Source organism: Leuconostoc sp. XM4 (assembly GCF_055698815.1).
On sequence record NZ_CP134507.1, the window covers coordinates 994,711 to 1,019,528 of the forward strand.

General features: G+C 36.2%; 23 protein-coding genes and 2 pseudogenes. 24 read left to right on the plus strand and 1 reads right to left on the minus strand.

Features of this window, described 5'->3' with window-relative positions:
- The first annotated feature begins 61 nt into the window (after window positions 1-61).
- The 18 genes and pseudogenes from RHP64_RS05000 to mobP2 all read left to right on the plus strand — a co-directional run bounded on the left by RHP64_RS05000 (window position 62) and on the right by mobP2 (window position 14,044).
- The gene (locus RHP64_RS05000; RefSeq protein WP_242490540.1) at window positions 62-2,023 is read left to right on the plus strand and encodes an aggregation substance precursor; all 1,962 of its coding nucleotides are present in this window, start codon (window positions 62-64) and stop codon (window positions 2,021-2,023) included.
- Between the two features lie 316 nt (window positions 2,024-2,339).
- Window positions 2,340-2,501 (plus strand): annotated as a pseudogene (locus tag RHP64_RS05005) (serine-rich aggregation substance UasX); the annotation flags it as partial.
- A 242-nt stretch (window positions 2,502-2,743) separates the two neighbouring features.
- The gene (locus RHP64_RS05010; protein ID WP_025268117.1) at window positions 2,744-3,925 is read left to right on the plus strand and encodes a multidrug effflux MFS transporter; all 1,182 of its coding nucleotides are present in this window, start codon (window positions 2,744-2,746) and stop codon (window positions 3,923-3,925) included.
- Between the two features lie 81 nt (window positions 3,926-4,006).
- Window positions 4,007-4,889: pseudogene (locus RHP64_RS05015) on the plus strand (conjugal transfer protein).
- Between the two features lie 11 nt (window positions 4,890-4,900).
- Window positions 4,901-5,224 (plus strand): hypothetical protein, encoded by a 324-nt coding sequence (locus tag RHP64_RS05020; RefSeq protein ID WP_025268121.1) that lies wholly within the window; start codon window positions 4,901-4,903, stop codon window positions 5,222-5,224.
- Window positions 5,225-5,530: 306 nt separating this feature from the next.
- On the plus strand, window positions 5,531-5,929 hold the full coding sequence (locus RHP64_RS05025; protein ID WP_025268122.1) for a hypothetical protein: 399 nt from the start codon (window positions 5,531-5,533) through the stop codon (window positions 5,927-5,929).
- Window positions 5,926-6,390, plus strand: coding sequence for a MarR family winged helix-turn-helix transcriptional regulator (locus RHP64_RS05030; protein ID WP_025268123.1), 465 nt, complete (start codon window positions 5,926-5,928; stop codon window positions 6,388-6,390). The genes RHP64_RS05025 and RHP64_RS05030 overlap by 4 nt, the downstream gene beginning before the upstream one ends.
- 555 nt (window positions 6,391-6,945) lie before the next feature.
- Window positions 6,946-7,179, plus strand: a complete 234-nt coding sequence (locus RHP64_RS05035; protein ID WP_106810515.1) for a helix-turn-helix transcriptional regulator — start codon at window positions 6,946-6,948, stop codon at window positions 7,177-7,179.
- Window positions 7,169-8,140, plus strand: coding sequence for a replication initiator protein A (locus RHP64_RS05040; RefSeq protein WP_106810514.1), 972 nt, complete (start codon window positions 7,169-7,171; stop codon window positions 8,138-8,140). The genes RHP64_RS05035 and RHP64_RS05040 overlap by 11 nt, the downstream gene beginning before the upstream one ends.
- Before the next feature lie 27 nt (window positions 8,141-8,167).
- Window positions 8,168-8,443: a hypothetical protein gene (locus tag RHP64_RS05045; RefSeq protein WP_106810513.1), complete on the plus strand. Its 276-nt coding sequence runs from the start codon at window positions 8,168-8,170 to the stop codon at window positions 8,441-8,443.
- Complete coding sequence (locus RHP64_RS05050) at window positions 8,412-8,768, plus strand: hypothetical protein (protein ID WP_106810512.1); 357 nt, start codon at window positions 8,412-8,414, stop codon at window positions 8,766-8,768. The genes RHP64_RS05045 and RHP64_RS05050 overlap by 32 nt, the downstream gene beginning before the upstream one ends.
- On the plus strand, window positions 8,758-9,192 hold the full coding sequence (locus tag RHP64_RS05055) for a single-stranded DNA-binding protein (protein WP_106810511.1): 435 nt from the start codon (window positions 8,758-8,760) through the stop codon (window positions 9,190-9,192). Before RHP64_RS05050 ends, RHP64_RS05055 begins: the two co-directional genes overlap by 11 nt.
- A gap of 4 nt (window positions 9,193-9,196) precedes the next feature.
- Window positions 9,197-10,165 carry a coiled-coil domain-containing protein gene (locus tag RHP64_RS05060; protein ID WP_106810510.1) on the plus strand — a complete coding sequence of 323 codons (969 nt, stop codon included), beginning with the start codon at window positions 9,197-9,199 and terminating at the stop codon, window positions 10,163-10,165.
- 205 nt (window positions 10,166-10,370) lie between these two features.
- A complete protein-coding gene (locus tag RHP64_RS05065) occupies window positions 10,371-10,748 on the plus strand; it encodes a ribbon-helix-helix protein, CopG family (RefSeq protein ID WP_102753283.1) in 378 nt (125 codons plus the stop codon).
- 15 nt (window positions 10,749-10,763) lie between these two features.
- Window positions 10,764-11,558, plus strand: a complete 795-nt coding sequence (locus RHP64_RS05070) for a DNA/RNA non-specific endonuclease (protein ID WP_420302064.1) — start codon at window positions 10,764-10,766, stop codon at window positions 11,556-11,558.
- Window positions 11,559-12,272: a hypothetical protein gene (locus RHP64_RS05075; protein ID WP_349531136.1), complete on the plus strand. Its 714-nt coding sequence runs from the start codon at window positions 11,559-11,561 to the stop codon at window positions 12,270-12,272. It abuts the gene before it with no gap.
- A complete protein-coding gene (locus RHP64_RS05080; RefSeq protein ID WP_102753280.1) occupies window positions 12,262-12,600 on the plus strand; it encodes a hypothetical protein in 339 nt (112 codons plus the stop codon). The genes RHP64_RS05075 and RHP64_RS05080 overlap by 11 nt, the downstream gene beginning before the upstream one ends.
- Window positions 12,560-14,044, plus strand: coding sequence for a MobP2 family relaxase (gene mobP2 / locus RHP64_RS05085; protein ID WP_102753279.1), 1,485 nt, complete (start codon window positions 12,560-12,562; stop codon window positions 14,042-14,044). Before RHP64_RS05080 ends, mobP2 begins: the two co-directional genes overlap by 41 nt.
- Window positions 14,045-14,211: 167 nt before the next feature.
- On the opposite strand, the gene RHP64_RS05090 is transcribed toward mobP2, so the two are convergent.
- A complete protein-coding gene (locus RHP64_RS05090; RefSeq protein WP_102753278.1) occupies window positions 14,212-15,225 on the minus strand; it encodes a LacI family DNA-binding transcriptional regulator in 1,014 nt (337 codons plus the stop codon).
- A 212-nt stretch (window positions 15,226-15,437) separates the two neighbouring features.
- On the opposite strand from RHP64_RS05090, the gene RHP64_RS05095 reads away from it, so the two are divergent.
- From RHP64_RS05095 to RHP64_RS05120, 6 genes are all read left to right on the plus strand, one after another.
- A complete protein-coding gene (locus RHP64_RS05095; RefSeq protein ID WP_102753277.1) occupies window positions 15,438-17,489 on the plus strand; it encodes a beta-galactosidase in 2,052 nt (683 codons plus the stop codon).
- A 15-nt stretch (window positions 17,490-17,504) separates the two neighbouring features.
- Window positions 17,505-19,424, plus strand: a complete 1,920-nt coding sequence (locus tag RHP64_RS05100; RefSeq protein WP_105296023.1) for a glycoside-pentoside-hexuronide (GPH):cation symporter — start codon at window positions 17,505-17,507, stop codon at window positions 19,422-19,424.
- A 21-nt stretch (window positions 19,425-19,445) separates the two neighbouring features.
- Window positions 19,446-20,684, plus strand: a complete 1,239-nt coding sequence (locus tag RHP64_RS05105) for an arabinogalactan endo-1,4-beta-galactosidase (RefSeq protein WP_102753275.1) — start codon at window positions 19,446-19,448, stop codon at window positions 20,682-20,684.
- Window positions 20,685-20,809: 125 nt separating this feature from the next.
- On the plus strand, window positions 20,810-22,318 hold the full coding sequence (gene galT, locus RHP64_RS05110; RefSeq protein ID WP_102753274.1) for a UDP-glucose--hexose-1-phosphate uridylyltransferase: 1,509 nt from the start codon (window positions 20,810-20,812) through the stop codon (window positions 22,316-22,318).
- A 6-nt stretch (window positions 22,319-22,324) separates the two neighbouring features.
- A complete protein-coding gene (gene galE / locus RHP64_RS05115) occupies window positions 22,325-23,329 on the plus strand; it encodes a UDP-glucose 4-epimerase GalE (protein WP_102753273.1) in 1,005 nt (334 codons plus the stop codon).
- Between the two features lie 22 nt (window positions 23,330-23,351).
- Window positions 23,352-24,542: a galactokinase gene (locus RHP64_RS05120; RefSeq protein ID WP_102753272.1), complete on the plus strand. Its 1,191-nt coding sequence runs from the start codon at window positions 23,352-23,354 to the stop codon at window positions 24,540-24,542.
- Window positions 24,543-24,818: the final 276 nt, after the last annotated feature.

Sequence of the window (24,818 nt, forward strand, 5' to 3'; positions counted from 1 at the left end):
TTATAAAAATCGAGTAAGTTGTGAGTTGTCGGAGCCGTTACAGTTGCTGGTGTTACTGTGAGTGCTAACATATGTAAATGCTGATACAGTTTCAACGACTGATGCACAAGCTGTTAAAACAACTGATGCCACGCAAAACGACAAGCAAGTTCAATTAACTGCTTCATCAACTTGTATAGCTACGGACAAGGCGACAACTGATGATGCCACTAAATCTGCAACTGTTTCTTCAACTGCTGAAAAAAGCACAGTGCCAACAACTGCTGGTTCAAGTGTGACACAAGACCAAGCAAAAGATGCGGTCGATAAAGCACAAGATACCGTTAAGAGTGATGCGGACACCGCTTCAAAAGCTGGTGTTGATGTGACCACTGGTAAGACAACTGATGTCATAATCAATGATGACAACGCTTCATCAAAAACAAATGAAGTCTTATCTGATTTGAATAAGCAAGGTCAAGCAGATTTGGATAATGCCACATCAGACCTTGATAAACAAGTTGATACTAGTGAAAAAGCTGGTATTAAAGTCAACGTTGAAGTCGCACAATCTTCACCTGAATATAAGGACTTGTCTGGACTAGAGGGTCAAGATTTGTTAGATGCAATGGCTTATAACATTAACTTGTATAAGCAAGCAATCGCAGACGGTATGGCAAGTGAAAAAGCTGATACTGAAACATTGTCAAAGTTAACGGCTGAATACCAACAAAAGCAATCTGATTATGCTAAAGCTAACGCTGACCATGATGAAGCGGTTAAACAAGGCGAAACTGATTTGAATAATGCAACATCAGACCTTGATAAGCCAGTTGAAGCAAGCAAAAATGCTGGACTTGATGTTAGTGTTGAAGTTTCAAAAGTTTCGCCAAAGTACAAAGATTTGACTGGCTTAGAGGGTCAAGATTTATTAGATGCAATGGCTTATAACCTTGATTTGTACAACAAAGCAGTAGCTAGTGGTGTTGCTAGTGAAAAGGCTGACCAAGCAACACTCGTTAAATTGACGGCTGAATATCAAAAGCAAGTAGCGGACTATGAAGCACAAAAGGCAGCGGTTGATAAGGCAAATGCTGATAAAAAAGCAGCCTATGAAAAAGCACTTGAAGATTATATGAATGGGACTAACCATACGACAAGTATGACAGCCCAAACGCAAACTGATGCTTCATCTGGTCAATATCAAACCTTTATGAATGCCACTGTTGATCAAAAAACAGGTGAGTTTACGCTGGAACACGATATGAACGACGGTGTACACATCATTGGTCATGGTGTTTTGAAAGGTAAAGTCAATTGGAAGATTGTTTCAAATGGTGACGGCACAGAAACCGTGACGATTTCATCAATTGAATTGTATTCATATATGTATACCAATGCTTATCAAAACCAAGCGGTTAACCAAAATATCAATTTCCACGTCTATGACAATGACGGCAACGAACTATTTTCGGTTTACCATGACGGCAATACGACATTCTCAAAGACAATCAATAAGACTGCTCAAATTAACAAGACTTTCAAAATTTCACCAAATGAGACTAGTCCATTGACACAGGTATTGGTTGTTGATGATAACTGGATTTGGAATAAACACGGTCAAGTATCAACGCAAATTAAGAATACTAACGTAGCGCCAAAGGCACCAACTTATGAGCAAGACCCTGTGAAGCCTACGGCACCAAAAGCAACAGTACATCATGTACAAGTTGTCGCACCTGCTAAAGGTCAAGAGCCTGCTGTACCAGTTGCTAGTGTTAAAAAGGTAACGGTTTCGGATATGCCAAATGCTGATAAGCCACAACCACAAAAGGTTGCAGTGCATTATTACAACATTAAGAAAACACCAAAGGTTGAAAAGACAGCTACACCCGAAACGCCAAAGGCAGTTGAAACGGCAAGTATTTTGCCAACAACGCATGCTAATGAAAATCAGGGTGGCGTTTTGTTAAGTGCATTGGCAGGGTTAGCTAGTCTTGGTTTGGCTTTTGGTATCTCAAAAAAAGGTAAAAAGCAAAACTAATAAAAACAACTGATCTCGTGACGTTATCACAGAATATAACCAAATGGGGTGTGAAGCCCAATTGTAAAGGAGACTGTTATGTCAGTTATTGAAAATCGAGAAGTGAAGAAACGTCTCAATTATTTACAGTCACAATTAGACTTAGTGGACTCTGCTTGTTGGCACGCTACCAATTTTAGTCGCTAGCGTTGAAAATGAGCGTACGATGGCGCAATTTGATGAAGCAATGAGTCAATTTAAGACTGATTTACAGAAATTGTATCGTGACTTGTCAGTGTTTAATGATATTAAATTTTAAGAAATGGAAGTATAAGAAATGCAGAAACAACTTTTAATCGCAGGTTCAGTGCTTGGTGCTTTAGCATTAGGTCATCAAGCAGTCAACGCTGATACGGTACCAACCACAACTGATACTAGTACAGCACAATCAGTACAAGCAACTGCTAAGGTGTTGCCACAAGTTAAGAATGGCATCTTAGCATTGGCAATGTCTGGTTTAGTTGCTTTGGGTGGTTTGATTTACAAGCGTAAGCATTTGTGATTCTTAATCAGTTGTGACGGATATGTTATAATACTAGGATATTAATATTATATTGATTTTTTCAATACCTTAAAAATTGGAGGAGTAATAAAAATGCCTTACGTTATTTTTATTGCATTAGAGGCTGTAGTCAAATAAGGGTGTTCATTTAAAGAATAAATAAACTAAGAGGTTAAAAAATGGACACCCGAAAAAAATCTAAACTATCCGTAGCATTACTTTGCTTATTAATTGGTTTTCCGCAAATAAGCGAGTCAATATTTACACCAATATTGCCCACACTAAGCAAAGCATTGAAAGTTACTGATTCTAATATTCAATTGACCGTAAGTATTTATTTTATTGGATTCGCTCTAGGCGTATTGATTTGGGGTATACTATCTGATAAATACGGCAGAAAGCCAATCATGCTAATGGGAATTTTGATATACCTATTAGGCAATATCTCCTTACTGTATTCTAATAGCTTTTACTTAATTATGATGAGTCGTTTTATTCAAGCTTTTGGCGCTAGTGTAGGATCTGTTATCACACAAGCAATCATGCGTGAAAGTTACTCAGGTTCAAAAGCTACCAAAATTTTTGCGACTGTCGGCGCAGTTATCTCTATTGCACCGGCTATTGGGCCGATTATTGGCGCGCAACTAGTCACTCATTTTCATTACATGAGCGTATTTTTATTTCTAATAGTATTGGCCATAATATTATTGATACTCACTTCCGTTAAGCTACCTGAAACTAACTTGATGAAAGTTGATTATTCGCTTAAAGCATTAATAACCGTTGCGTTCAGGTTACTAAAAGACAAATTCGTTCTATTGAATGCTTTTGCCATTGCAGTTTTCAATGCAATATTGTTTAACTTCTATTCTGAAGCACCATTTATTTTTATTAATAATTTAAAACTTAGTACCAGTGCTTACGGCAATACAGGTATTTTAATTGCTCTAGGAACGATTACAGGTGCTTATGTTGTCAATAAATCAGCCGTGAAAACTAACAGTTTTAATGTTATTCGATTAGGAATCTGTATTGCTGTTGCCTGCTCAATTTTTTCAATTTGGGCTTTTTCTAGTGCCAATATTTTGATGATTTACATTGCAATCTTTGGTATATTCTTAGGCATCAATATTGCACTACCTGTTATTCTAAAAACCTCTTTAAATGCTTATGAAGAAGTTATCGGTATTGCTAGTGGGATTTTTGGTCTTATGTATTATTGTATGATTGGCATTTTGACTTTCATCATGAGTATCATTCATACTGGAAACATTCTAGTTTTTCCAATATATACTTTGGCATTGGCAATTGGCTTATCTATTCTGATTTTCGTCAATAAAAGTAGTTATAAAAATGTCTGATTAATTATTAAACTTCAAGAATCAATCATATTTTATGATTGATTTTTATTTTGCTAAAAATTATTGAAAGGGGGGTGTGAAATGCGTGGTCTCCCAAAACTCAAAGTGAATTTTTAGTATGAAAAAAACAAAAGGAAAAAGCAGTAAAAATACCTAAAGCTCATACAATGAATTTAGGTAAGGTACGTAAGATAGTTCTCCTATTTTCAATAGGACTTTTTATTTACTTTAGTTATGTATTGGTACTTGCTAATGCGATCGCTCAAAAGAATAAAACGTTGCGTGCAACGGTCACAACTTTAAGCAAAAAATTGGATAAAGCAAGTGCTGGTACAACAAGTTACAACCCTGTTGTCGGTCAATATCTTGCCAACTTTTTGACACTTTATTATGCTTCATCAGATAGTAACGCTGACAGTCGTTCGTTCCCAACAATTAAGCAAATATTTGGCAAATAATATCACACTACCTAACAACGTGGGTAATTCCAAAAGGAAGTTAGATAGTGCTAAATTAAATGGCATATTCACTATGTCAACGTACCGTATGCACCAGAAAATGAAAAACTAACCGTGATTGGTTTGCCTTATGTTGCGAACACGATTGATAGTGTTGGACACATTGGCAGTGCTATATTTTCAAAAACTGGTAAGACAATAAACAATAATGAAGTCACGACAAAAGTCGTTAAGTTTACCAAACAATTTGCACAAAATATGTATCATCTTCAACTAAATATATGTCAATGTTAATGTCCGACCCTGTGGGGTTAAATGGTGCAGTTGACCTTGTGACGTTAGATGATAGTAGTATCAAAGTAACTGGTATGAGTGAAAAACCAGTTGTGACAGCGACAATGACAGTTCAAGTTCATGGTACAAACATTTTGCAAGTACAGACAATTAGGTTAGATCTGAAGAAACAATCATCAACCTATTTCGTGACTAAATTTGTACAAGCATAGAAAGGAGTATTATGGATATTTATAACGCTTTGAAACCTGTGTTGCTTTTTGGTGTTGTTGTTATCGCTGGTGGTCGGGCAATCGGACATTATGGTAAGAACGAAACAAAAGATATGTGGGTTACAATCTTAATTGATGGTGTTTTGGCAATCACAACATTGATCAATGCCTTGATTATTTTTGTGTTCAAACTTTATACTGTGAATAATAGTACTTTAACATGGGGTTTTGCTTTATTGGTTGGCACACTAGTTGGCGTTTACCAATTAAACAAAGTATTCAAAGTTGATGATTTACCATTTGAGACAACTGTTAAATATGCCTTAACGCATTAATTTCGCAGCAACTTGCCACGTCCTTGTGTTTTTTGTAGAGACTGTGTTTTACGCTTGCGTCTTACAGACTCTTTATCATGCGATTGTGAAAGCGCCACAGAGCAGACGGAATTGAGTCTTTTGAACCCTCAATTAATTTTACAGGTGTGGTATAAACCACGCCTGTAAAATTAATGACTAGCGGGACTGGGGTAGACAATATTCTTTTGAATTTTACCTATTGATTGTTGACAATTAAATACTTTTAGATTAATATGTAACATGTTAACTAATAAAGGTTAACATGTTACATACTTGGAGGAACTTATGGAAAAGCAAGAAATGAAAACATTAATAGAAGATGCTTATGCAGATGTATTAAATAACCTCAAGGTAGAAAAAATAGAAAGATACTTTGATACGCAATATCTCCAAACAACAGATAGCGTAAACTCAACGTTCAACCAATTCAAACAACATATCGTGGCCCTACAAAAGGTAACACGAAAAATACAAGTAACCGAATTTCAAGAAGAAATGTTTGATGTAGAAAATCAGAAAATATTTCTTCATTATGTAGTTAACGTTACCAAAATTGATGGAAAAGTAGGCCATGTTGAAGTGTTTGCGGTATTTACAGTAAATGAAAATAAAATTGTTAGATGCGAAGAGCTCACGCGGGCGTTGGATGATAAAACTTTAAATGACTTAGGTAGTAAACAATGACGCAAAATTTACAGAATAGTATAATTAAAAAATTAATTAGATTGTACAGTGCTCAAGCACAAGTTCGAAATAAAAAAGACCATCTCAGTCAGTCAAACGATTTTCAAAGTCTTAATGAGGTGCTCTCATTAAGACAACTAGAAGCCTTGTCCTTAATCAATTCCAACACTCAGTGTGGTATTACAAAATTATCAAGCATGCTGTCTATTAGTAAACCTGCTGTTTCAAGGCTTATCAATAAACTTGAAATCAACCAATTAATTACCATCACTTTCGGTCAAGATAAAAGGCAAAAAATAGTTCAGCTAACTTCTCAAGGAAAAATATTGGCTGCACAACATGATCGCTTACATAGTCAAGCTGTTAAAGACTATTTAGATATTTTAGATAATTTTGATAATAATGAGTTACTAGCGATTGAAAAATTTATAGATGCACTGAATCAGAATGTAAAGTTATGATTCAGTGCTTTTTTATTAGGTTAGCCATAAAAGTTAGTAGCATGAGCCACATTGTCCATTTAATAATCAAGTGAATTGGTGCCCGAGTAGTAATAACCATGTTGTTGTTATTACTACTTTGATCATGCTAGAATGATGGCATTCTAGCATGGTACCAAATATTAGGAATGAAATCTTACTAGCAGTACTCAGAACACCAATTTAAATAGTGTATAATTTTAAATAGCTGCTTTTATTTTTCTTGACATCTCAATATAAACTCGTTCGTCTTTTAGTGTACCGTGCATAATCTAACGTAACAGAGGCTTGTTGACACGTTGGCGCACAAGGGATTACACAATTTACTAAAAATCCAAAGTCAATAATTTGAAATAGAGTAACGTTTTTGTAACATTCGTTATTTTAAAAGCTCATAAGTCCTGTGTGAGCTTATTTTTTTTGCTTAAAAACAGCCTAAATATTAAGAAACTGTTAAGAAACCGTCTTCATGACGGTTAATTATTGGTAATAAAATCAATGGAAATTGACAACTAAAACAAGGGAGAAAGAGACAAAATGAAACATTCTTTTGGATCAATTGTAAAAGCCTTTCGGGACCGAAAAAGACTAACACAATTGGAATTAGCTGTGAAATCAAAAGGGGAATTATCAACGGCTACAATTTCAAAAGCTGAAACGGATCCAAGTTACAATCCAAAGCTAACTACATTCATCAAGTTTTACAAAATTATGGATGTACCGTTTGAAGAGATTGTTGCGACATTAGAGGGGAATGCTGATGACAAATGACCAAGACACGCACAGGAAAATGGAACGAGTTAGCCGAGATCAAGTTGAAACTAACGAACGATTCTATAAGATTCCAAAAGCATTATTTGAAAATGAATTTTATGCTGAAATGAAACTCGAAACAAAAATGGCTTATGCCATTCTACGTGATCGTTTTCTGTTATCAATTAAAAATAATTGGATTGATAAAAATGGTGATGTCTACTTAATTTACAAGAATAGTGACCTGCAAACAATACTTAGTGTCGGTGAGAAAAAAGTCATTAGTTTAAAAAAGGAACTAGCAATTTTTGGCCTACTTGAGGAAGAACGTCAAGGCCTAAATAAACCAAACAGATTGTACGTTGGCAACATAAATGCTGATATTGAAGTTATTCACAGGACTAATCCATTGGGGGACAAGGAACTGTCAAAACGGCAGTTCCGGAACTGTCAAAATGACAGGTCAAGAACCGCTAAAACAACAGGTCAAGAACTGTCGAAAAGACAGTCAAGTGAGACTGAGAGTAGTGAGACTAATTTAAGTGAAACTAAAACCCCTTATTTGGATGAGGACGAAATAAATAATAATCATTGTTCAAATAATTTTCAACACTCGTTTATCGCAATCGGAAAAATAATCGAAAAAAATCCTGGGTTACGAAATGTTGTTCAATCTTTGATTCCAGACTTACTGCTGAATGAACCAAAACAGGCAGAAATTGTTGTCAATGCACTTGATTGTGGGTATAAATATTTGGCGGCTGAACTTGAAAAAGGTAATTCTGTTCTGACTTTACAAAGGCAATTACAAGGTGACGTCAGCAATGTATTATTTCTATCAGAAATTGGTTCTAAGCAATTGGAATATATGAGCGACCATTTGATTGATATTAACCAGTATGGCAATTACTTCGCAAGTGGCCTGGAAAATCGTTTGAGAATTGCTGTCACAACAAGCCAATCGGCATCAGGCTTTTAACTTTAAATTTGAGAGAGGAGAGAAAAAATGGCAAACCAATACAACATATTTATTGCAGTAGATTTCTTCAATGCAGATATACTTTTTGTGGCTAATTCATCAGGTGAACTCAGCCGAAAAGTTATCAAAGCAATTGAAAATCATGAATTAGAAAGTGATGGCGCAGTGAGGTTATACCGTACCTCTTATCAATCATTTAAAGCAATTCAAACACTGATGACACGCTATCATTTACCGTTCCATGAAGCCGCAAGACCGAAAGGGAGAGATTATGAAAGTCAGACAATTAACGCTGTTGGATGAGCAAAGTTTACACGAACTGCAACAAACCAAATATGTCGTCATTCTCGTTAAGGAATTAAAAGACAATCTCGTTCAACCAACCAAAAAACAAGCCTTTGTTTGCTTAAAACCAAGTGAGATGAAAGTCAAAGGTGAGCTGTTTGATGATTGTCTAGGAAATCATTACATCGGCTGTACAGTCCTAAAGGGCATTCATTATTCTGAATCTGGTGACCAAATTCCTGTGTTTAAACTACCAAATAATATTCAAGATTATTTAGTCAACCAATTGACACCAATTATTACTTTACTAGATCAAAGGAGGAGAAATTATTATGCAAATTAATCACCACATAGGACGTTTAGTTCGTGACGTAAACTTTAACGTAAGGGGCGAAAATGAAACTAAAATTGCCTATTTCAAATTAGCCATCAACGATCTTAAAGATGGCAAAGCCACTTACATTGATTATGTTGCTTTTAACAAAACGGCAGAATTAATTCGAGATTATGTGACTGATGTTGGTCAAGTAGTGGAGGTTGAATTTGTGATGCGCAATCACAATTACACCGATAAAAATACTGGTCAAAAAATATACGCCATGCAAAATCAAGTGACACAATTCCGCATCTATAAATCAAATCCGTCATCAAAGAAGCCTGATGTTCAAACACAGGTTACCGACACTCAGAAGACTGACATAGCTGATACGGATTTACCACCATACCCTGACTTTAGTAGTAACGCATTTGAATATGTAGAGGGGTAAGACAATGACAGCAATAATCACAATAGCTGATAAACTTAGAAATATCTTTCAAAGATTTAGTCGCTTTGGTACATGGTTTTTGGAACATCAACGACGTAATTTGATTGGCATATTTAGCCTATTTATTCTGATAGCTTTCGGGACAACTGTGATGGTTAACATTACACCTCGCCCTTCAAATTTGCCAAGTACGGAGTTAAATACACCAGTTTCATTTGGTACTTTGAACAAAACTGCTAGCCTGACAAAAAGTGTTTTTAATAAAAATAATGGTGTTTTGGAACTGCATTATACAATCTCTGACGGTGCTGTTTCTGACCAGGATTTGGTTGATATAAGCAAAATTAAAATTACTGCTATGACTGATCATGGTGGTAATCAGGTCACAGGTCGTGTCGTGCCAACTTCAAATAATACGCTCGTAGTGCAATTCAAAAACTTGAGTCACAGCTTCAATGCTGTAACGCTAACGGCTCATGATAAGAGCATCAACACGGCAACAGTTGAAGCACCAAGCAGCGTTAGTGCTGAAAGTTCAAGTACGAAGAAAACATCCGCAAACATCAATACAGCAAGCGGTAAATTCATCATCAACCGTGACAAAGTATCTAAATCAAATACGCTAACATTTACCACTCAAAAGGAACTCGAAATTAGCGAAAGTGAGGCTAAGATTTCAGCACAACAAAAACTGATTTCAAAGAATACGAACGCAATTGTTGAATATCAAAAAGCAATTGATCAACAACAATCTTCCATCAAAAAATACCAAAAAATACTCGCCCGGTCTGACGACTCAGACACACAAACTAGCATTGATAATGCGCGTGATGCTATCACACAAATACGAACACAAATTAGTGATGCACAAAAAAATATTCAACATGCCAAGACAAATATTAGTCAATATGAAAAGACTAAAAAGCAAGTTCAAGAAGGCGAATCATTGTTACCAAAACCAACCGATTTGTAATTCTAAATAGTTCAGAAATTCCCTATTGGGCTATTTTTTTGAATTAATTAAAGGTTTAAAAAGGTTTAAACGAGGGTTTAAAAGGGGTTTAACTGTAGAAAATGCTTACCGCCATTGGAATGCCCGCACGGCGGGGCTGAGGTACAGCGTACCGCCATTCCCCCTTAACCTGTTCCCAGTTATCAAAATATATTTAGGAGTTTTCATGGATACAGTTAGAAAAGATATACGTGGATTGAATCCAGACGTATTAGACGCAATCGAAAAACGTGCCAAACAAGAGGGCGTTACATCAAATGACTTGTTGAGAGAATTGATAACTAACTATGCGCGCCAGATTGAAGAAGATAGCGCAGCAAAAATATTGCATACTTATCTCGATGATTTAATCATGGCTAACAATAATGTTGTGCACGGATTAAATGACAATACAATTGCGATTGGTGAAATGTTTAAAACAATTCTAGCGCGTCTTGAAATGTATTTTCCAGACTTAAATGATGAGGTAGAACGGATTCAAAAAAACGCTCGCCCTCAGGAAAAAAATTTGCCAAAGTCAATCGACTTTGATGAGTTTGAATAAGCAGAGGAGTTTCAAATGAAAAATTATAAACGTGGTCGATTTGCGAGAAGAATTTTATTGGTCATTGTCATATTGATAGGTCTTGTGTATTTAAACCGTGTGTCGATTCTGCAAAAATTTGTATCCATTGGTTCGCAGTCACAGATTATTAAGATTATTAATATTGATAAACAAAGCAGCTCACAAACACAAAATGATGAGCTAGTTAACCTGAAATATACTGGTCAAACAGTTGTAGAGGTCAACCATAATCAACCAACATTTACACAAGATGATTTACAAATAAAAGAGGGTGGCTGGCAAAAATTGTCATCACTAGATTGGCTAGGTAGACCTCAGGTTGCTAACGCCTTATTAAATCAAAAATTGATGCCACCCTCTCAAAAGTATAAAGCGCGTGAGCGGTTAACAATAAAAGCACCAGGTTACCATGCCATTAAAACTGGGACGAATAATACAGACTGGTTATACAACCGAAGTCATCTGATTGGGTATCAGTTTACTGGACTAAACAACGAAGCCAAAAATCTGATCACGGGAACACGACAGTTGAACGCAGATAGCCGTGTCAATGCTAAAAGTATGGTGACCTACGAAACAGAAGTGGCCAACTATTTGCATCAGTCAGCAAACAATTATGTGCGATACCAGGTGACACCAATTTACAAAAATGTTGAGTTAGTGCCCCGTGGTGTTCACATGATGGCACAGTCAAATGACAATACTTTGAAATTTAATATCTATGTTTTTAATGTTCAGGATGGCTGGACAATCAGCCACATAAACGGTAATGCTGAAAGGGGCGAATAAATGAAAGATGCAATAGAATTCAAAACAAGTCAAATGAAGGCACTCATCAAAAGAAGAAATGTTTTGAATAAAAAATATGATACAACGCTACCCGAAGATATTCCTTTAGAGGTTAAATCAGAACTAAAGCTTATTGAAAATTTGTTAAATGAATTTGACATCAATCAATTAATTTTTGATGAAAGACCAACAATGATTGGAATTAAAAATTCACGAGATGAAGAATGGTATTTTCAACAAATGAAGCATTGGATAGAAAGACACCCAAATGCTCTTAATGCGAAGTTTAGTCGAAGTAGTGTCTATAAGTTTGCTTTGCATTTCTTCGTAGAAAATATTGCACTTAATGCTAACAATGCACGTCTCAATTACTTGGAACTAGCCCAGAAGGTAAATGATGCCAACTCCGCAAAAAGTGATTCAAAATTAACTGCGCAATTGGCAAATGTTGAAACTTTATTAGGTTTTCTTCTAACCATGCAGCAACGCCAACTTGAGTATATTCCAGAGGGTATCAATTTAGAAAACGGATTTGTCAAATATGCCATCAATCCAATAAATCCGACAGAGTTTCAACAATTTGGCGCGCCAACAGAACTCAATCCAAATAATGAGCTAGCACAATCTTATGAAGAATATAAAAAAATTCGGAGTCGTGATAAGCAGCTTATCAAGAAATATCATCAAACTGGAGGACAACTCGATGACGACTAAAAAGCATAGTAAAAGAAAAGCACAATTGACAAAGTATTTAGAACAACTTGATGAATTCAATTGGCACCATCCTACTCAAGTTAGTGAGATGGCTGACAGTCAACATGAACGCGATAATCGCACGTACTATTTGGCTCAGATAAGTTTAATTCTGTTTAATAACTATCAACAATCTTACATGCAAATTGCTCAAATGCTGAACATGTCTTCCAGAACAGCCCGCCGTTTGACAGTTGATTATGAACAAGATTTTGATAGTTTAGAAGAAATTATGGAGGCATTGCAAAATGGCGAAGACTGGTGGAATTGCTGCATTTGCCCTAGGTGAAAAAAAGACGGCAATGGTCAATTTACCAGCACAATTTGTCACGTCTAGTACAGCAGATATGAAGGGACAAAAATACGCAGATTTAGTTGACTATGCTAATAATTCGGAGAAGACAAGTGACCTTAATAATGAGTCTATAACCGATTTAATCGGCTTAAAGGAACAATTTGACAAGCGAGGTTATGCAAACCGAAATTCTGCTGTAACAGAAATGCATCCAATTTTTGGTAAGGACAAATTAAATTATGATGATCACGATATTTCATTACTCAGAAAAGACTTGGATGTGGCACAAGAAAATGGTAATAATATCCATGAACTTGCTTTTTCAATTCGAGGGGATTGGTTAGTTAAAAATAATCTCTATGACCCAGAAACACGTGTGATTGACCAAAACAAATTAAAACATGCAGAACAGGATGTTGCTAAGACATTAATTAACAAAGGATTTAATTTACCTTTGGGAGAAGATGAAAATGATGTTGTTTGGTTTGGTGTGATTCATCAAGATACTGACCACCTAAACATGCATCTGTGGTTTGCTAAAAAAAGCCAAGAAACACGGCCTGAGATGATCAAGCAAGAAGGTAAGTACAAAGGGCAGCCAATAGGTGTTATACCTTTAGAACTGATTGAACAAGCCAAGCGACAATTCAGAAACCAGTTAATGTCATCACGGGAACTAAGGCGGCATCAGGAAATATTAAAAGGTGTTGGTGGCTTTAAAAAAGAAATTGTTGAGACAGCATCCGAAAACCTATTAATTAACCGTCATGCCAAAGCCATCAAGCAAATTTATGATGCTTTACCTCAAGACATGAAAGGGCGGTGGCAGGTTGGTAACGCTCATTTAACAGATGGAAAAGGCAGGATGGCAAAAGCAAATCAATTAACCGATCAACTAATAGATGATTTGTTTGCCGAAGAGCTTAAACCTGAATATGAGGGTTTTAAGTTGCTGGCACAAGACTACGACGCCATTAATATTGAAGACCAGGGCGTGATGCATAAGGGGCAACGCAAGTGGTCTGAGAATAAGGAAGAGGAATTAAGGAAACGCTTAGCGAATCAACTGTATAAGCATTTAGCAAAAATTGAAGACACCTCAATAAATGATATTGACCAACAAATGTCTGAATTGCTGAGTCATGTTAAAAAACGTGATAAAGGCGGTAACGTAGATAGAACTAAAATTGCATCTAGCCCTCAGGAAAAAAAATCGGTACCCACGTCATTGGTCAACAATGTAAACCCAAATACAACAAAACATATAGGTGATCAGATGCCATTGCGGGGTGGTTCATTCAATAAAATTAGTCGCTTGTGGTGTCAGGACATCCGTGCTGACACAAACGCAGAACGTCGATTCTTAACACACCAAAAGATAGTTGAACAGTATAAGGCAGAAGAAGAGTTCACGACACAAGAAAAAAATAGATTGTAAAAAGGAGATTACATACCGATAAATTTATTTACCATCAAAAAGAACTGAATCTACTTTTTTGATCAGGTCAAATAGCTATTGTTATCGAAAAAATCTTGCTTCTATAAGGGATAATTCGTAAAAGGAATTTTTTATCAGTGTCGAGTGTTAAAAATCAAATACAAATATTATCGATTGTCAACTTCTTTTGGAAACGTTTCTCTATAGATTAATTCAGGTGATTTAAGAACTATTTCAGGGCGTGTTCTATTTGGATTGATTATTCTCTGATGTAGTAGATTTAACGCTTCGTCTATCATATCATCTATATCAATTTTAAAGGAGGTAAGCGATGGTGAGGAAAATTTGGCTACTTCGATATCATTAATACTTATGAAAGCTGTAGTATAAGGTACAGAAATTTTTTCTTCATTAAACGCTCTGAGTACTCCTATTGCCAGCGAGTCTGATCCAATCAAGAAAGCCTGTGGGAGTTCATTCTCAGAATACGTATTAAGAATTGTTTTACCAATTCTATAACCAGAGGAAGTTGAAAAATCAGTTCCTATAAATATGAATTCTTGGTTATATATCGATATTTCTTTTGCATAGCTTTCAAAATATCTTCTTCTTAAATCATCAAACTGAAAAGCGTTGTCGCCTTTGTTCCACAATTTACCTCCAATAAAACCAACTTTTGTAAAATTGCGAGATCGAAATTCATTCAACGCCCTTGTGATGGCAAATTCCAAGTTAGGCTGTACAGAAGTAAAAACACCAGGATTAGGATTTGAGTCAACAAACACACAGATAATTTCCTTCTTTATGATCTCATTTAAAGCATCTTGATTAAACTTTCCAATTAACAAAACACCTCTAACATTTTCAGATAATTCCATCACATTTTTATAAAAAATTATTTTTAGTCCACTTTTTTTGGCTGTTGCTTCAATAATCTGTCTCATTTTAACATAATAGACGTCTTCAAGCTCTTCATCAGGATTAATTGAAAATATTACCGCGAGATTAATATCTAAGAATTGATTAGATCCAACGGATATATAGTCAAGTTGTCGTGCAACCGTTTGCACGGTCTCTCGAGTACTATCAGTAACTGAAAAAGTTTGGTCATTATTTAGTATTCTGGAGACAGTTGCTGAAGAATATCCGGTTTTTAGGGCTATTTCCTTAATAGTAGTCATTTTTCACCTCTTCATTAATTATGTAGAAAGTACTGTTTATATAATTCATCGTAAAACAAACGGCAACATTTGACTAATGTAAATTTAGTAATGAAAGTAAACATCATTTACTAAATTTTACCACTATTACCTCTGTAAGCGCTTCCATTTACTATGATAATGAGTTATTATTTAGAAGTCAATTGATATAGAATTCAGAAAGGATACGCGTTATGACTGACACATTACAAATTTCAAAGTTTCTACATGGGGGCGACTATAATCCCGAACAATGGATTGATAATTCAGAAATCATTAATCGCGATTTTACATTGTTTAAGCAAGCCAAAATCAACACGTTCACAATAGGAATTTTTTCTTGGGCAAAAATTGAACCCAAAGAAGGAGTTTACGATTTTGAATGGTTAGATAATATTTTTGATAGGGTTGAACAACAAAACGGGAATATTATTTTAGCTACTCCAAGTGGCGCCAGACCTAGATGGATGTCTGAAAAATATCCGGAAGTTCTACGAACGAATGAACAAGGACAAAAACTTTTATTTGGGGAACGTCACAATCATTGTTTATCATCGCCTGTTTACCGCGCAAAGACGAAGTCAATCAATTACCAGCTTGCAAAGAGATATGGTCATCGCAAAAGTTTAATTCTTTGGCATATTTCTAATGAGTTGGGAGGTGATTGCCACTGTGAATTGTGCCAAGAAAAATTTCGTGAGTGGATGAAAAATAAATATAAGACGATTGATAACTTAAATAGGCTATATTGGTCATCATTTTGGAGTCATCAATATAATAATTGGGATGACATACATTCACCTTCGACACTGGGTGATACTACTTCTCTAATTCTGAATTTGGACTGGAAACGTTTTGTGACGGACCAAACAATTGATGTCTTTGAAAATGAAGTCAAACCATTACGGGAAGTGACTCCAAATATTCCTGTTACAACAAATTTTATGGGGGGAAATCCCCCAGAATCAAGCATTTTTATGGATTTAGATTACCAAAGATTTTCTAAACATGTAGATGTGATTAGTTGGGATTCATATCCTAATTGGTCCAATGATTATGAAACTACGGAAACCTTAGCTATGAAAACGGCTCTAATGAATGATGTTATGAGGGGGTTGAAGCACGATTCTTACCTCATAATGGAGAGTACTCCTTCTCAGGTCAATTGGCACCCTTTCAATAAATCAAAGCGGCCAGGAATGCATGAGATGGGCAGTCTGCAACAGATAGCACATGGAGCAAACTCAGTACTTTATTTTCAGTTACACCAATCACGGGGATCTTCAGAAATGTTTCACGGCGCTGTTGTGACACATAGTTTGAGCAATCGTACACGAGTTTTCAAAGATGTAAGTTTAGTAGGAAAAGATCTAGAAAAATTGCAACCGTTACTCAAATCTAAATACACACACCCCAAAATTGCAATTGTATTCGACTATGACAATGTATGGGCATTAGATGATGCAAGAAATTATTCGGATCAAACAAAGAAATATTGGCATACTATTCAGAGTCACTATAGTGTTTTTTGGCAGAATAATATACCCGTTGATATTATCTCTGCTCAAGATGATTTATCCCATTATACACTTGTGATAGATCCAATGCATTTCATGATGGACATCGAGTATATGGAAAAAATTGAAAAATATGTGAGTTCGGGAGGCAATCTTGTTGGTACTTATATGACAGGCATGGTTGATAAAAATTATTTAGCATATTTAGGTGGGTGGCCAGAAAGACTGCAAAGAATTTATGGTTTGTCTTATGTTGAAACTGACACCCTTTACCCAAAACAAACTAATACCATCATATGGGAAGACAACGAATATAAAGTACTCGACTATGCCGATGTTTTTGAACAGAAAGGCGCTACCTCACTCGCTTATTATGAAGATGATTTTTATGCTCAAACCCCAGCCTTAACAAAAAATAATTTTGGTTCTGGCACTGCTATGATGGTTGCTGGCAGAACGGAAAAAGATTTTTTAAATAAATTTTACAGTAAATTAATTGATAAATACTCACTTCGTGATTCACAAATTCCTGTTGAAAATGCTGATGCACATTTAAGTATACAAGTTCGACAGGATGAGAGCCAAAAATATTATTTCATTACAAATTATACCGATAATAAACAAATTGCCTTGTTTAAGGATAGCTATACGGATATGTTGTCAGGGAATAGTTTAAATGGAAGCACTACATTGGAACCATATCAGGTTATAGTAGCAACAAAGGACTGATTTAGGAGAAAGAATATGAAAGACATAACTAAACAGAAGTTTTCTCGAAATAAGCTAGTAGAAATGATTTCTTTTGCACTTGGTAATCTAGGGCACTCTGCATTCTATGGTGCATTAAGCACTTACTTCATCGTTTATGTCACGAGTGGTATGTTTGATGGGTTACCGCAATCGGTAGCAAACAAGTTAATTGGTTTAATTACGGCTCTTGTAGTAATTATTCGTTTGGCCGAAGTAGTTATTGATCCGATTCTTGGAAATATTGTAGATAATACAAAAACGCGATGGGGAAAATTTAAACCTTGGCAAGTAATTGGCGCGGTTGTTAGTTCAGTGTTATTAGTTGTAATATTTACTGGAATTTTTGGGTTGGCTCATATTAATTGGATTGCATTTGCGATAGTTTTCACAGTTTTATTTATTTTACTAGATATTTTTTATTCCTTTGCAGATGTTGCCTATTGGGGAATGGTGCCGGCTATATCTGAAGACAGTAAAGGGAGAGGAATTTTTACTGCCTTAGGGAGTTTTACTGGTTCTATTGGTTGGAATGGTCTTACGATGATTGTTGTTCCGGTCACCACATACTTCACTTTTATCGCAACTGGGAAACATGAACAAGGGCCTTCGGGGTGGTTTGGATTTTCAATAGTTGTTTCCATTGTAGCCGTTTTATCAGCTTTGGCAGTAGCCTTTGGAACTAAAGAAAAAGATAACTTGATTCGAAATGCTGCAACAAAAAAAACAAGCATTAAAGATGTATTTTCAGGTATTATTCATAATGACCAAATTTTATGGATTAGCTTAGCATATCTAATGTATTCACTAGCGTATGTTGTGACCAATGGTGTTTTATTTTACTTCTTTAAGTTTGTGCTAGGAAAACCAAACGAATTTTGGATTGCTGGTGCTATTGCAACAGTAATAGGGTTTTCTACTGCTCCGTTGTATCCCATTCTAAATAAGTTTATCACCAGGAAAGTGTTATTTAGTATTGGGCAAATGGCAATGATCCTTTCGTATCTGCTTTTTATCTTCGGAAAAACAAATATGATGATGGTTACAATAGGACTTATTTTGTTTAATTTTACTTTTGCGCAACTGGTTGTTGTCTTATCACTAACTGACTCTATTGAATACGGACAATTAAAAAATGGTAATCGCAACGAAGCTGTTGTCTTGGCGGTTCGACCTATGTTAGACAAGATAACTGGTGCTTTTTCAAACGGAATCGTCGGAACAATTGCAATTGCGGCGGGCATGACTGGATCAGCTACCGCAGGAGATATTAGTGTAGCAAAAATTAATACCTTTGAAATTTATGCCTTTTACACACCACTTCTTTTTTCTATTCTAGCCTTAATTATATTCTTATGGAAAGTTAAAATTACCGAGAAAAAACATGCCGAAATCGTTATTGAACTGGAGAAAACTTTATCAAGTGGTGCTAAAAAAGCTAACACTTCTGAAGTGAATGTTGAACTTGAAGAAATATTTGCACCTGCCTCAGGACAAAAAAAGCTACTTAATGAGGTTGATGGCAACATAATTACTGGTATTGGTTTTGCTATTGATCCAGAAGAAGGTAATTTATTTGCACCATTTGATGGCAAAGTCGACTTTACTTTTTCTACAAAACATGTTTTGGGTGTTGTATCCAACAACGGATTAAAAGCAATTATTCATGTAGGAATAGGCACTATCAATATGCGTGGTGCGGGGTTTGTGTCACATTATGTGGACGGCCAATTATTCAAAAAGGGAGATCTTTTGATGAGCTTTGATAAGAAATTAATTACGAAAAACGGATATCAAGATGACGTTATTATGTACTTTACCCAACCAGACAACATTATAGATGTTCAACAAATTGATAATCGTGTCGTCAAACATGGGGAGCAGATAGCAAAATTAACATTCAGGGGTGAAAGATAACTTAAAGGTGGGCCGGAAAGTATGAACTTAAAAAGAGATTGGTTGGTATTAATCACTACAATCGCAATAACTAGTTTTCTTTCATTTTCAGTATCGGCTTCGGATGTTACTGTTAAAAAAATTAATAATTTGAATGGTAATACTATAAAAGGTGTCGATATTTCGTCTGTAATTAGTGAAGAGAAAAGTGGTGTACATTATTTCAATGAAGAAGGAAAAAAAGAAAATATTTTTCAAATATTAAAATCAAATGGTGTTAATTATATCAGAGTCAGAGTCTGGAATAACCCATATACAGAGTCTGGCAATGGGTATGGTGGTGGAAATTCAGATTTAGCGAAAGCAATTTTAATTGGCAAACAGGCAAGTAAATATGGAATGAAGTTGTTGGTGGACTTTCATTATTCCGACTTTTGGGCTGATCCTTCTAAACAGAAGGCACCTAAATCGTGGCAGAATTTATCTTATGATCAGAAACAAAAGTCAGTATACGCTTACACTCTGGATAGTTTACAAAAAATAAAACAGGCTGGAATAGATGTAGGAATGGTGCAAATTGGGAATGAAACCAATAATGGAATTGCGGGTACTAGCAAATGGCCAGAAATGGCTGGTATATTTAATTCTGGGTCAGCAGCGGTTCGTAAAGTGGATAAAAATATTTTAGTCGCCGTTCATTTCACAGATATACAAAAACAAGGAAACGATAAATGGATTTCAAAACAGTTGCATGATTATAACGTAGACTATGATGTTTTCGCTACTTCATACTATCCTTATTGGCATGGTAGCTTAAGTAATCTGACACAATCGTTGAGTGATGTTTCTCTTACTTATAACAAAAAAGTTATGGTCGCAGAAACTTCGTATCCATACACCTATCAAGATGGGGACGGATTTGGGAATACAATTTCCAAAGATTCTAATGTGGTATTGGATTATCCCGTATCCGTCCAAGGTCAAACTACGGCTTTGCGCGATGTTTTTCAGGCTGTTGCAAATGTTGGAAGCACAGGATTAGGTGTTTTCTATTGGGAGCCTGCATGGGTTCCCGTTGGACCGCAGTCGAATTTAGAAAGTAATAGGCTATTATGGGAAAAATTTGGTTCCGGATGGGCAACTACAAATGCTAGCGAATTTGACGCAGATGCTGAGAAGAATGCAGGTGGATCGTCCTGGGATAATCAGGCTTTGTTTGATTTTAAAGGTAAAGCCCTACCTTCGCTAAAGACGTTTAAATATATAGACACTGGTCATTAAATAAACTGGTTGAAATAATGTTTGATTCATTGTGAATTTTATACGGTGATTGACATTATTGTAATCCCAAATTTTAATTTCTGGTGCAATGATTTTTACTTATAAAGATTGAAAGGAGAAGCATAATGGCGGAAATTGATTTATTCACAGCATTCGCAAAAAAAATCATTGAAGAATCTGATTATACAATTGATGACGAAATTTATTTGGTCAATCAAATTATGGGATTAGTTGGTGAAACAAATAATAATACGGCACCTCGCTTGGTAGATGATGACAGTGTAACGACCCTAGCTTTACTAGATCAGCTGACAGCTGTTGCCGAAAAAAATGGGACATTAGCGTTGCGTCAGATGAACACTGATATGCTAGGTGCGCAACTAATGAACTTTATCGTACCAAGGCCATCACAGGTTCGCAAAATGTTTTGGGAGCACTATCAGCAATCACCACGGAAAGCAACTGATTATTTCTTTGATTTATCACAGCGTAGCAATTACATCAAAACGCGTGAAATTAGTCAAAATATTTCTTACCCGGTTGATACCCAGTATGGTACACTTCAAATTACAATTAATTTGTCTAAACCGGAAAAAGATCCCAAAGCAATTGCGGCGGCTTTGAAAAATAAAAAACAACAGCAATCACAGTATCCCGTGTCACAGTTGGCAAAAGAGAATGAGGGGTATTGGGGTCGACTTGATTATGCTGCTCGCACTAATCACCGTGTTATTCCAATGATATTGGGACAAGAAAAGTGGTATTTTCAGTATTCGCCTTATGCGTATTTTAATGAACATGCTATTGTGCTCTCTGAAAATCTCCGTCCAATGCACGTGGATCGTGAAAATATGTCACGATTGTTAGAATTTGTTTCTAAATTTCCAGAGTATTTCATTGGATCAAACGCAGATTTGCCAATTGTTGGTGGCTCAATTCTATCACATGACCATTTTCAAGCTGGTCGCTACGAACTACCAATGGCAAAAGCAGTCATGAAAGAAAAAATTACCATTGCAGGTTGTGATTTGCGTGAAGCGGGTATTTTAAATTGGCCGATGACAACCATTCGCTTGATTGATGATAGTCGCGATAAATTACTGAATGCTGCTGATAAAATTATGAGTGCTTGGCAAAATTATGACGATGCATCACTGTCGATTTGTGCTTATGGATCTGATGGTGAAAGGCACCACACGGTGACGCCAATTGTTAGGTTCCGCAGTGGTCATTACGAAGTAGATTTAGTATTGCGTGATAATAATACATCTGACGCTTTCCCAGATGGCATTTTTCATCCACATCCAGATGTTCAACATATCAAACAAGAGAATATTGGCCTGATTGAGGTGATGGGATTAGCAATTTTACCGCCACGTTTAAAAACAGAATTAGCTGAAGTTGCGCAATATTTATTAGGTAATGACAATAACATTGCAGTGAAACATCAAGCATGGGCAGATGCTTTGAAGCAATCTGAAGTGATTAACACGAATAATGTGACACATATCGTGCAACAAAGCGTGGGACAGATTTTCAGTCGCGTACTTGAGGATGCAGGTGTTTTTAAAAACGATCAATCTGGACAAGATGGTCTGAAAAAGTTTATTAAGCAAATCGAAGTAGGGGAATAAATCAAAATGGCAGTATTAGTACTTGGTGGCGCAGGATATATTGGCTCACACATGGTGAAACGTTTGGTTGAAGCAGGACGCGACGTGGTGGTTGTGGACGCCTTGTTCACTGGCCACCGGGCAGCAGTTAATCCTGCAGCGACATTTTATCAAGTTGACATTCGTGATAAGGCAGCTTTGTCGGCAGTGTTTGATAAAGAAAACATTGAACAAGTGGTTCATTTTGCAGCCTTTTCAATTGTGCCAGAGTCAGTGGCAAACCCGCTGAAATATTTTGACAACAATACTAGTGGCATGATTACGTTGTTGGAAGTGATGAAAGCACATGACGTCAAGCAAATCGTCTTTTCATCAACCGCCGCAACTTATGGTAATCCGGTGCATATTCCGATTAAGGAAACTGATCCCCAAAGTCCGATTAACCCTTATGGTGAATCAAAGTTGATGATGGAAAAAATCATGAACTGGTCCGATCAAGCTGACGGGGTTAAATGGGTCGCGTTGCGCTATTTCAATGTGGCTGGTGCAGCAGAAGATGGCACGATTGGCGAAGACCACAATCCGGAAACACACTTGGTACCAATTATTTTGCAAGCTGGTTTGGGACAACGTGATTATATTGAAATGTTTGGCGATGACTATAATACACCAGACGGCTTTAATGTACGAGATTATGTGCATGTCTTAGACTTGGCAGACGCGCATATCTTGGCATTGCAGTATTTAGCTGAAGGTCATGAGTCAAATCAGTTTAACTTAGGATCAGCAACTGGATTTTCAGTGAAAGAGATGGTCGAGGCGGCACGGGAAGCAACAGGGGTTGATATTCCGGCTAAGATTGGGCCACGTCGAGCGGGTGATCCTGATATTTTGATTGCCAATTCAGACAAGGCACGAGAGGTGCTTGGCTGGGCACCAAAGTATGATAATGTGCAAGACATTATCGTGACAGCTTGGCAGTGGCATCAGAGTCATCCTAAGGGTTATGATGAACGACATGAGGATCAATAACAATAATAGTGGAGATAACAATATGGAATCCAAAATATATAGAGAATTAGAGCGAGAATTTCAATCAAAATTTGACTCTCAACCCAGTGATTTTTTCTTTTCACCTGGTCGAATCAATTTAATTGGTGAACATACAGATTATAACGGAGGACATGTTCTACCTGCGGCTATAACGATTGGCACCTATGGTGCTGCAAAGTCTCGCCACGATAGATTTGTTAAACTATACTCCAAAAATTTTTCAGATGAGGGCGTTATTACTTTTGATATTAATGATGAAAATCATTTGCAGAAAGGCTCATGGGGGAATTTTGTAAAAGGTGTGCTTCAATCATTGAGATTGTATGGTAATAAATTCGACCATGGATTTGATCTAGCTATTGTCGGTAATATTCCCAATGGATCAGGATTATCTTCATCCTCGTCCTTAGAATTACTTGCTGGAATTGTAGTAAAAAAGTTGTATGATCTAAAAATTCCTCGTCTACAATTAGTTGCTAGCGGTCAGAAAGCGGAGAATGACTATATTGGTGTTAATACTGGTATTATGGATCAATTTGCAATCGGATATGGTGAAAAAAATCAAGCAATTTATCTCGATACCAATACGATGATTTACGAACTTGTTCCCGTGGAAATGCGTGACAACGTTGTAGTAATTATGAACACCAACAAGAAAAGAGAGCTATCCGATTCTAAATATAATGAGCGTGTTAGAGAAACCCAAGAAGCGGTCTTTGACTTACAAAAAGAATTGAGAATCAATTTTTTGGGGGAAATTGACAGTAAAACATTTGAAAAAAACAAACATTTAATTAATAGAGAAGTTGTGGCGCGTCGAGCGAAACATGCAGTTAGTGAAAATGAAAGAACTAAAATAGCCGTTAAACTTTTAAAAGATAATCATATGATGGAATTTGGCAGGTTGTTAAATGAGTCTCATGAATCATTAAAGACTGACTATGAAGTGACAGGAATTGAACTTGACACCTTAGTAGAGACTGCTCAAAAAGTCCCAGGCGTTCTAGGCGCAAGAATGACAGGAGCAGGGTTTGGGGGCTGTGCTATTGCTTTAGTTAATAAACAAAATGTTGCTGAATTAAAACAAATAGTTGGAAAAGCATACAAAGATAAAGTTGGATATGAAGCTTCATTCTACGTCGCCGAAATTGGACAAGGAGTTCATTCAATAAGTTTAAATGCTGGAAAATAGTATACTTATAGTTATTAATCAGCAGTTGTAAATGCTCTTATACTAAAAAACTTACTAACATTAAAGGTGAAGATTATTCTCGACGGAGATGATCTTCACCTTTTTTAGATTTATTCTAAAATTGGTAGTGAAACTTAGGTCGTTGGTCCTTTTGGCACCAGATGTCGTAGAAAAAAATGGCCACTTCACTGGCTTTACCACACAATTTGATCTTAGTAAGTTAGGCGCTAGACGTCGAGTATAGAAAATTAAATGGTCGTGAGGTTTCAGTGGTTG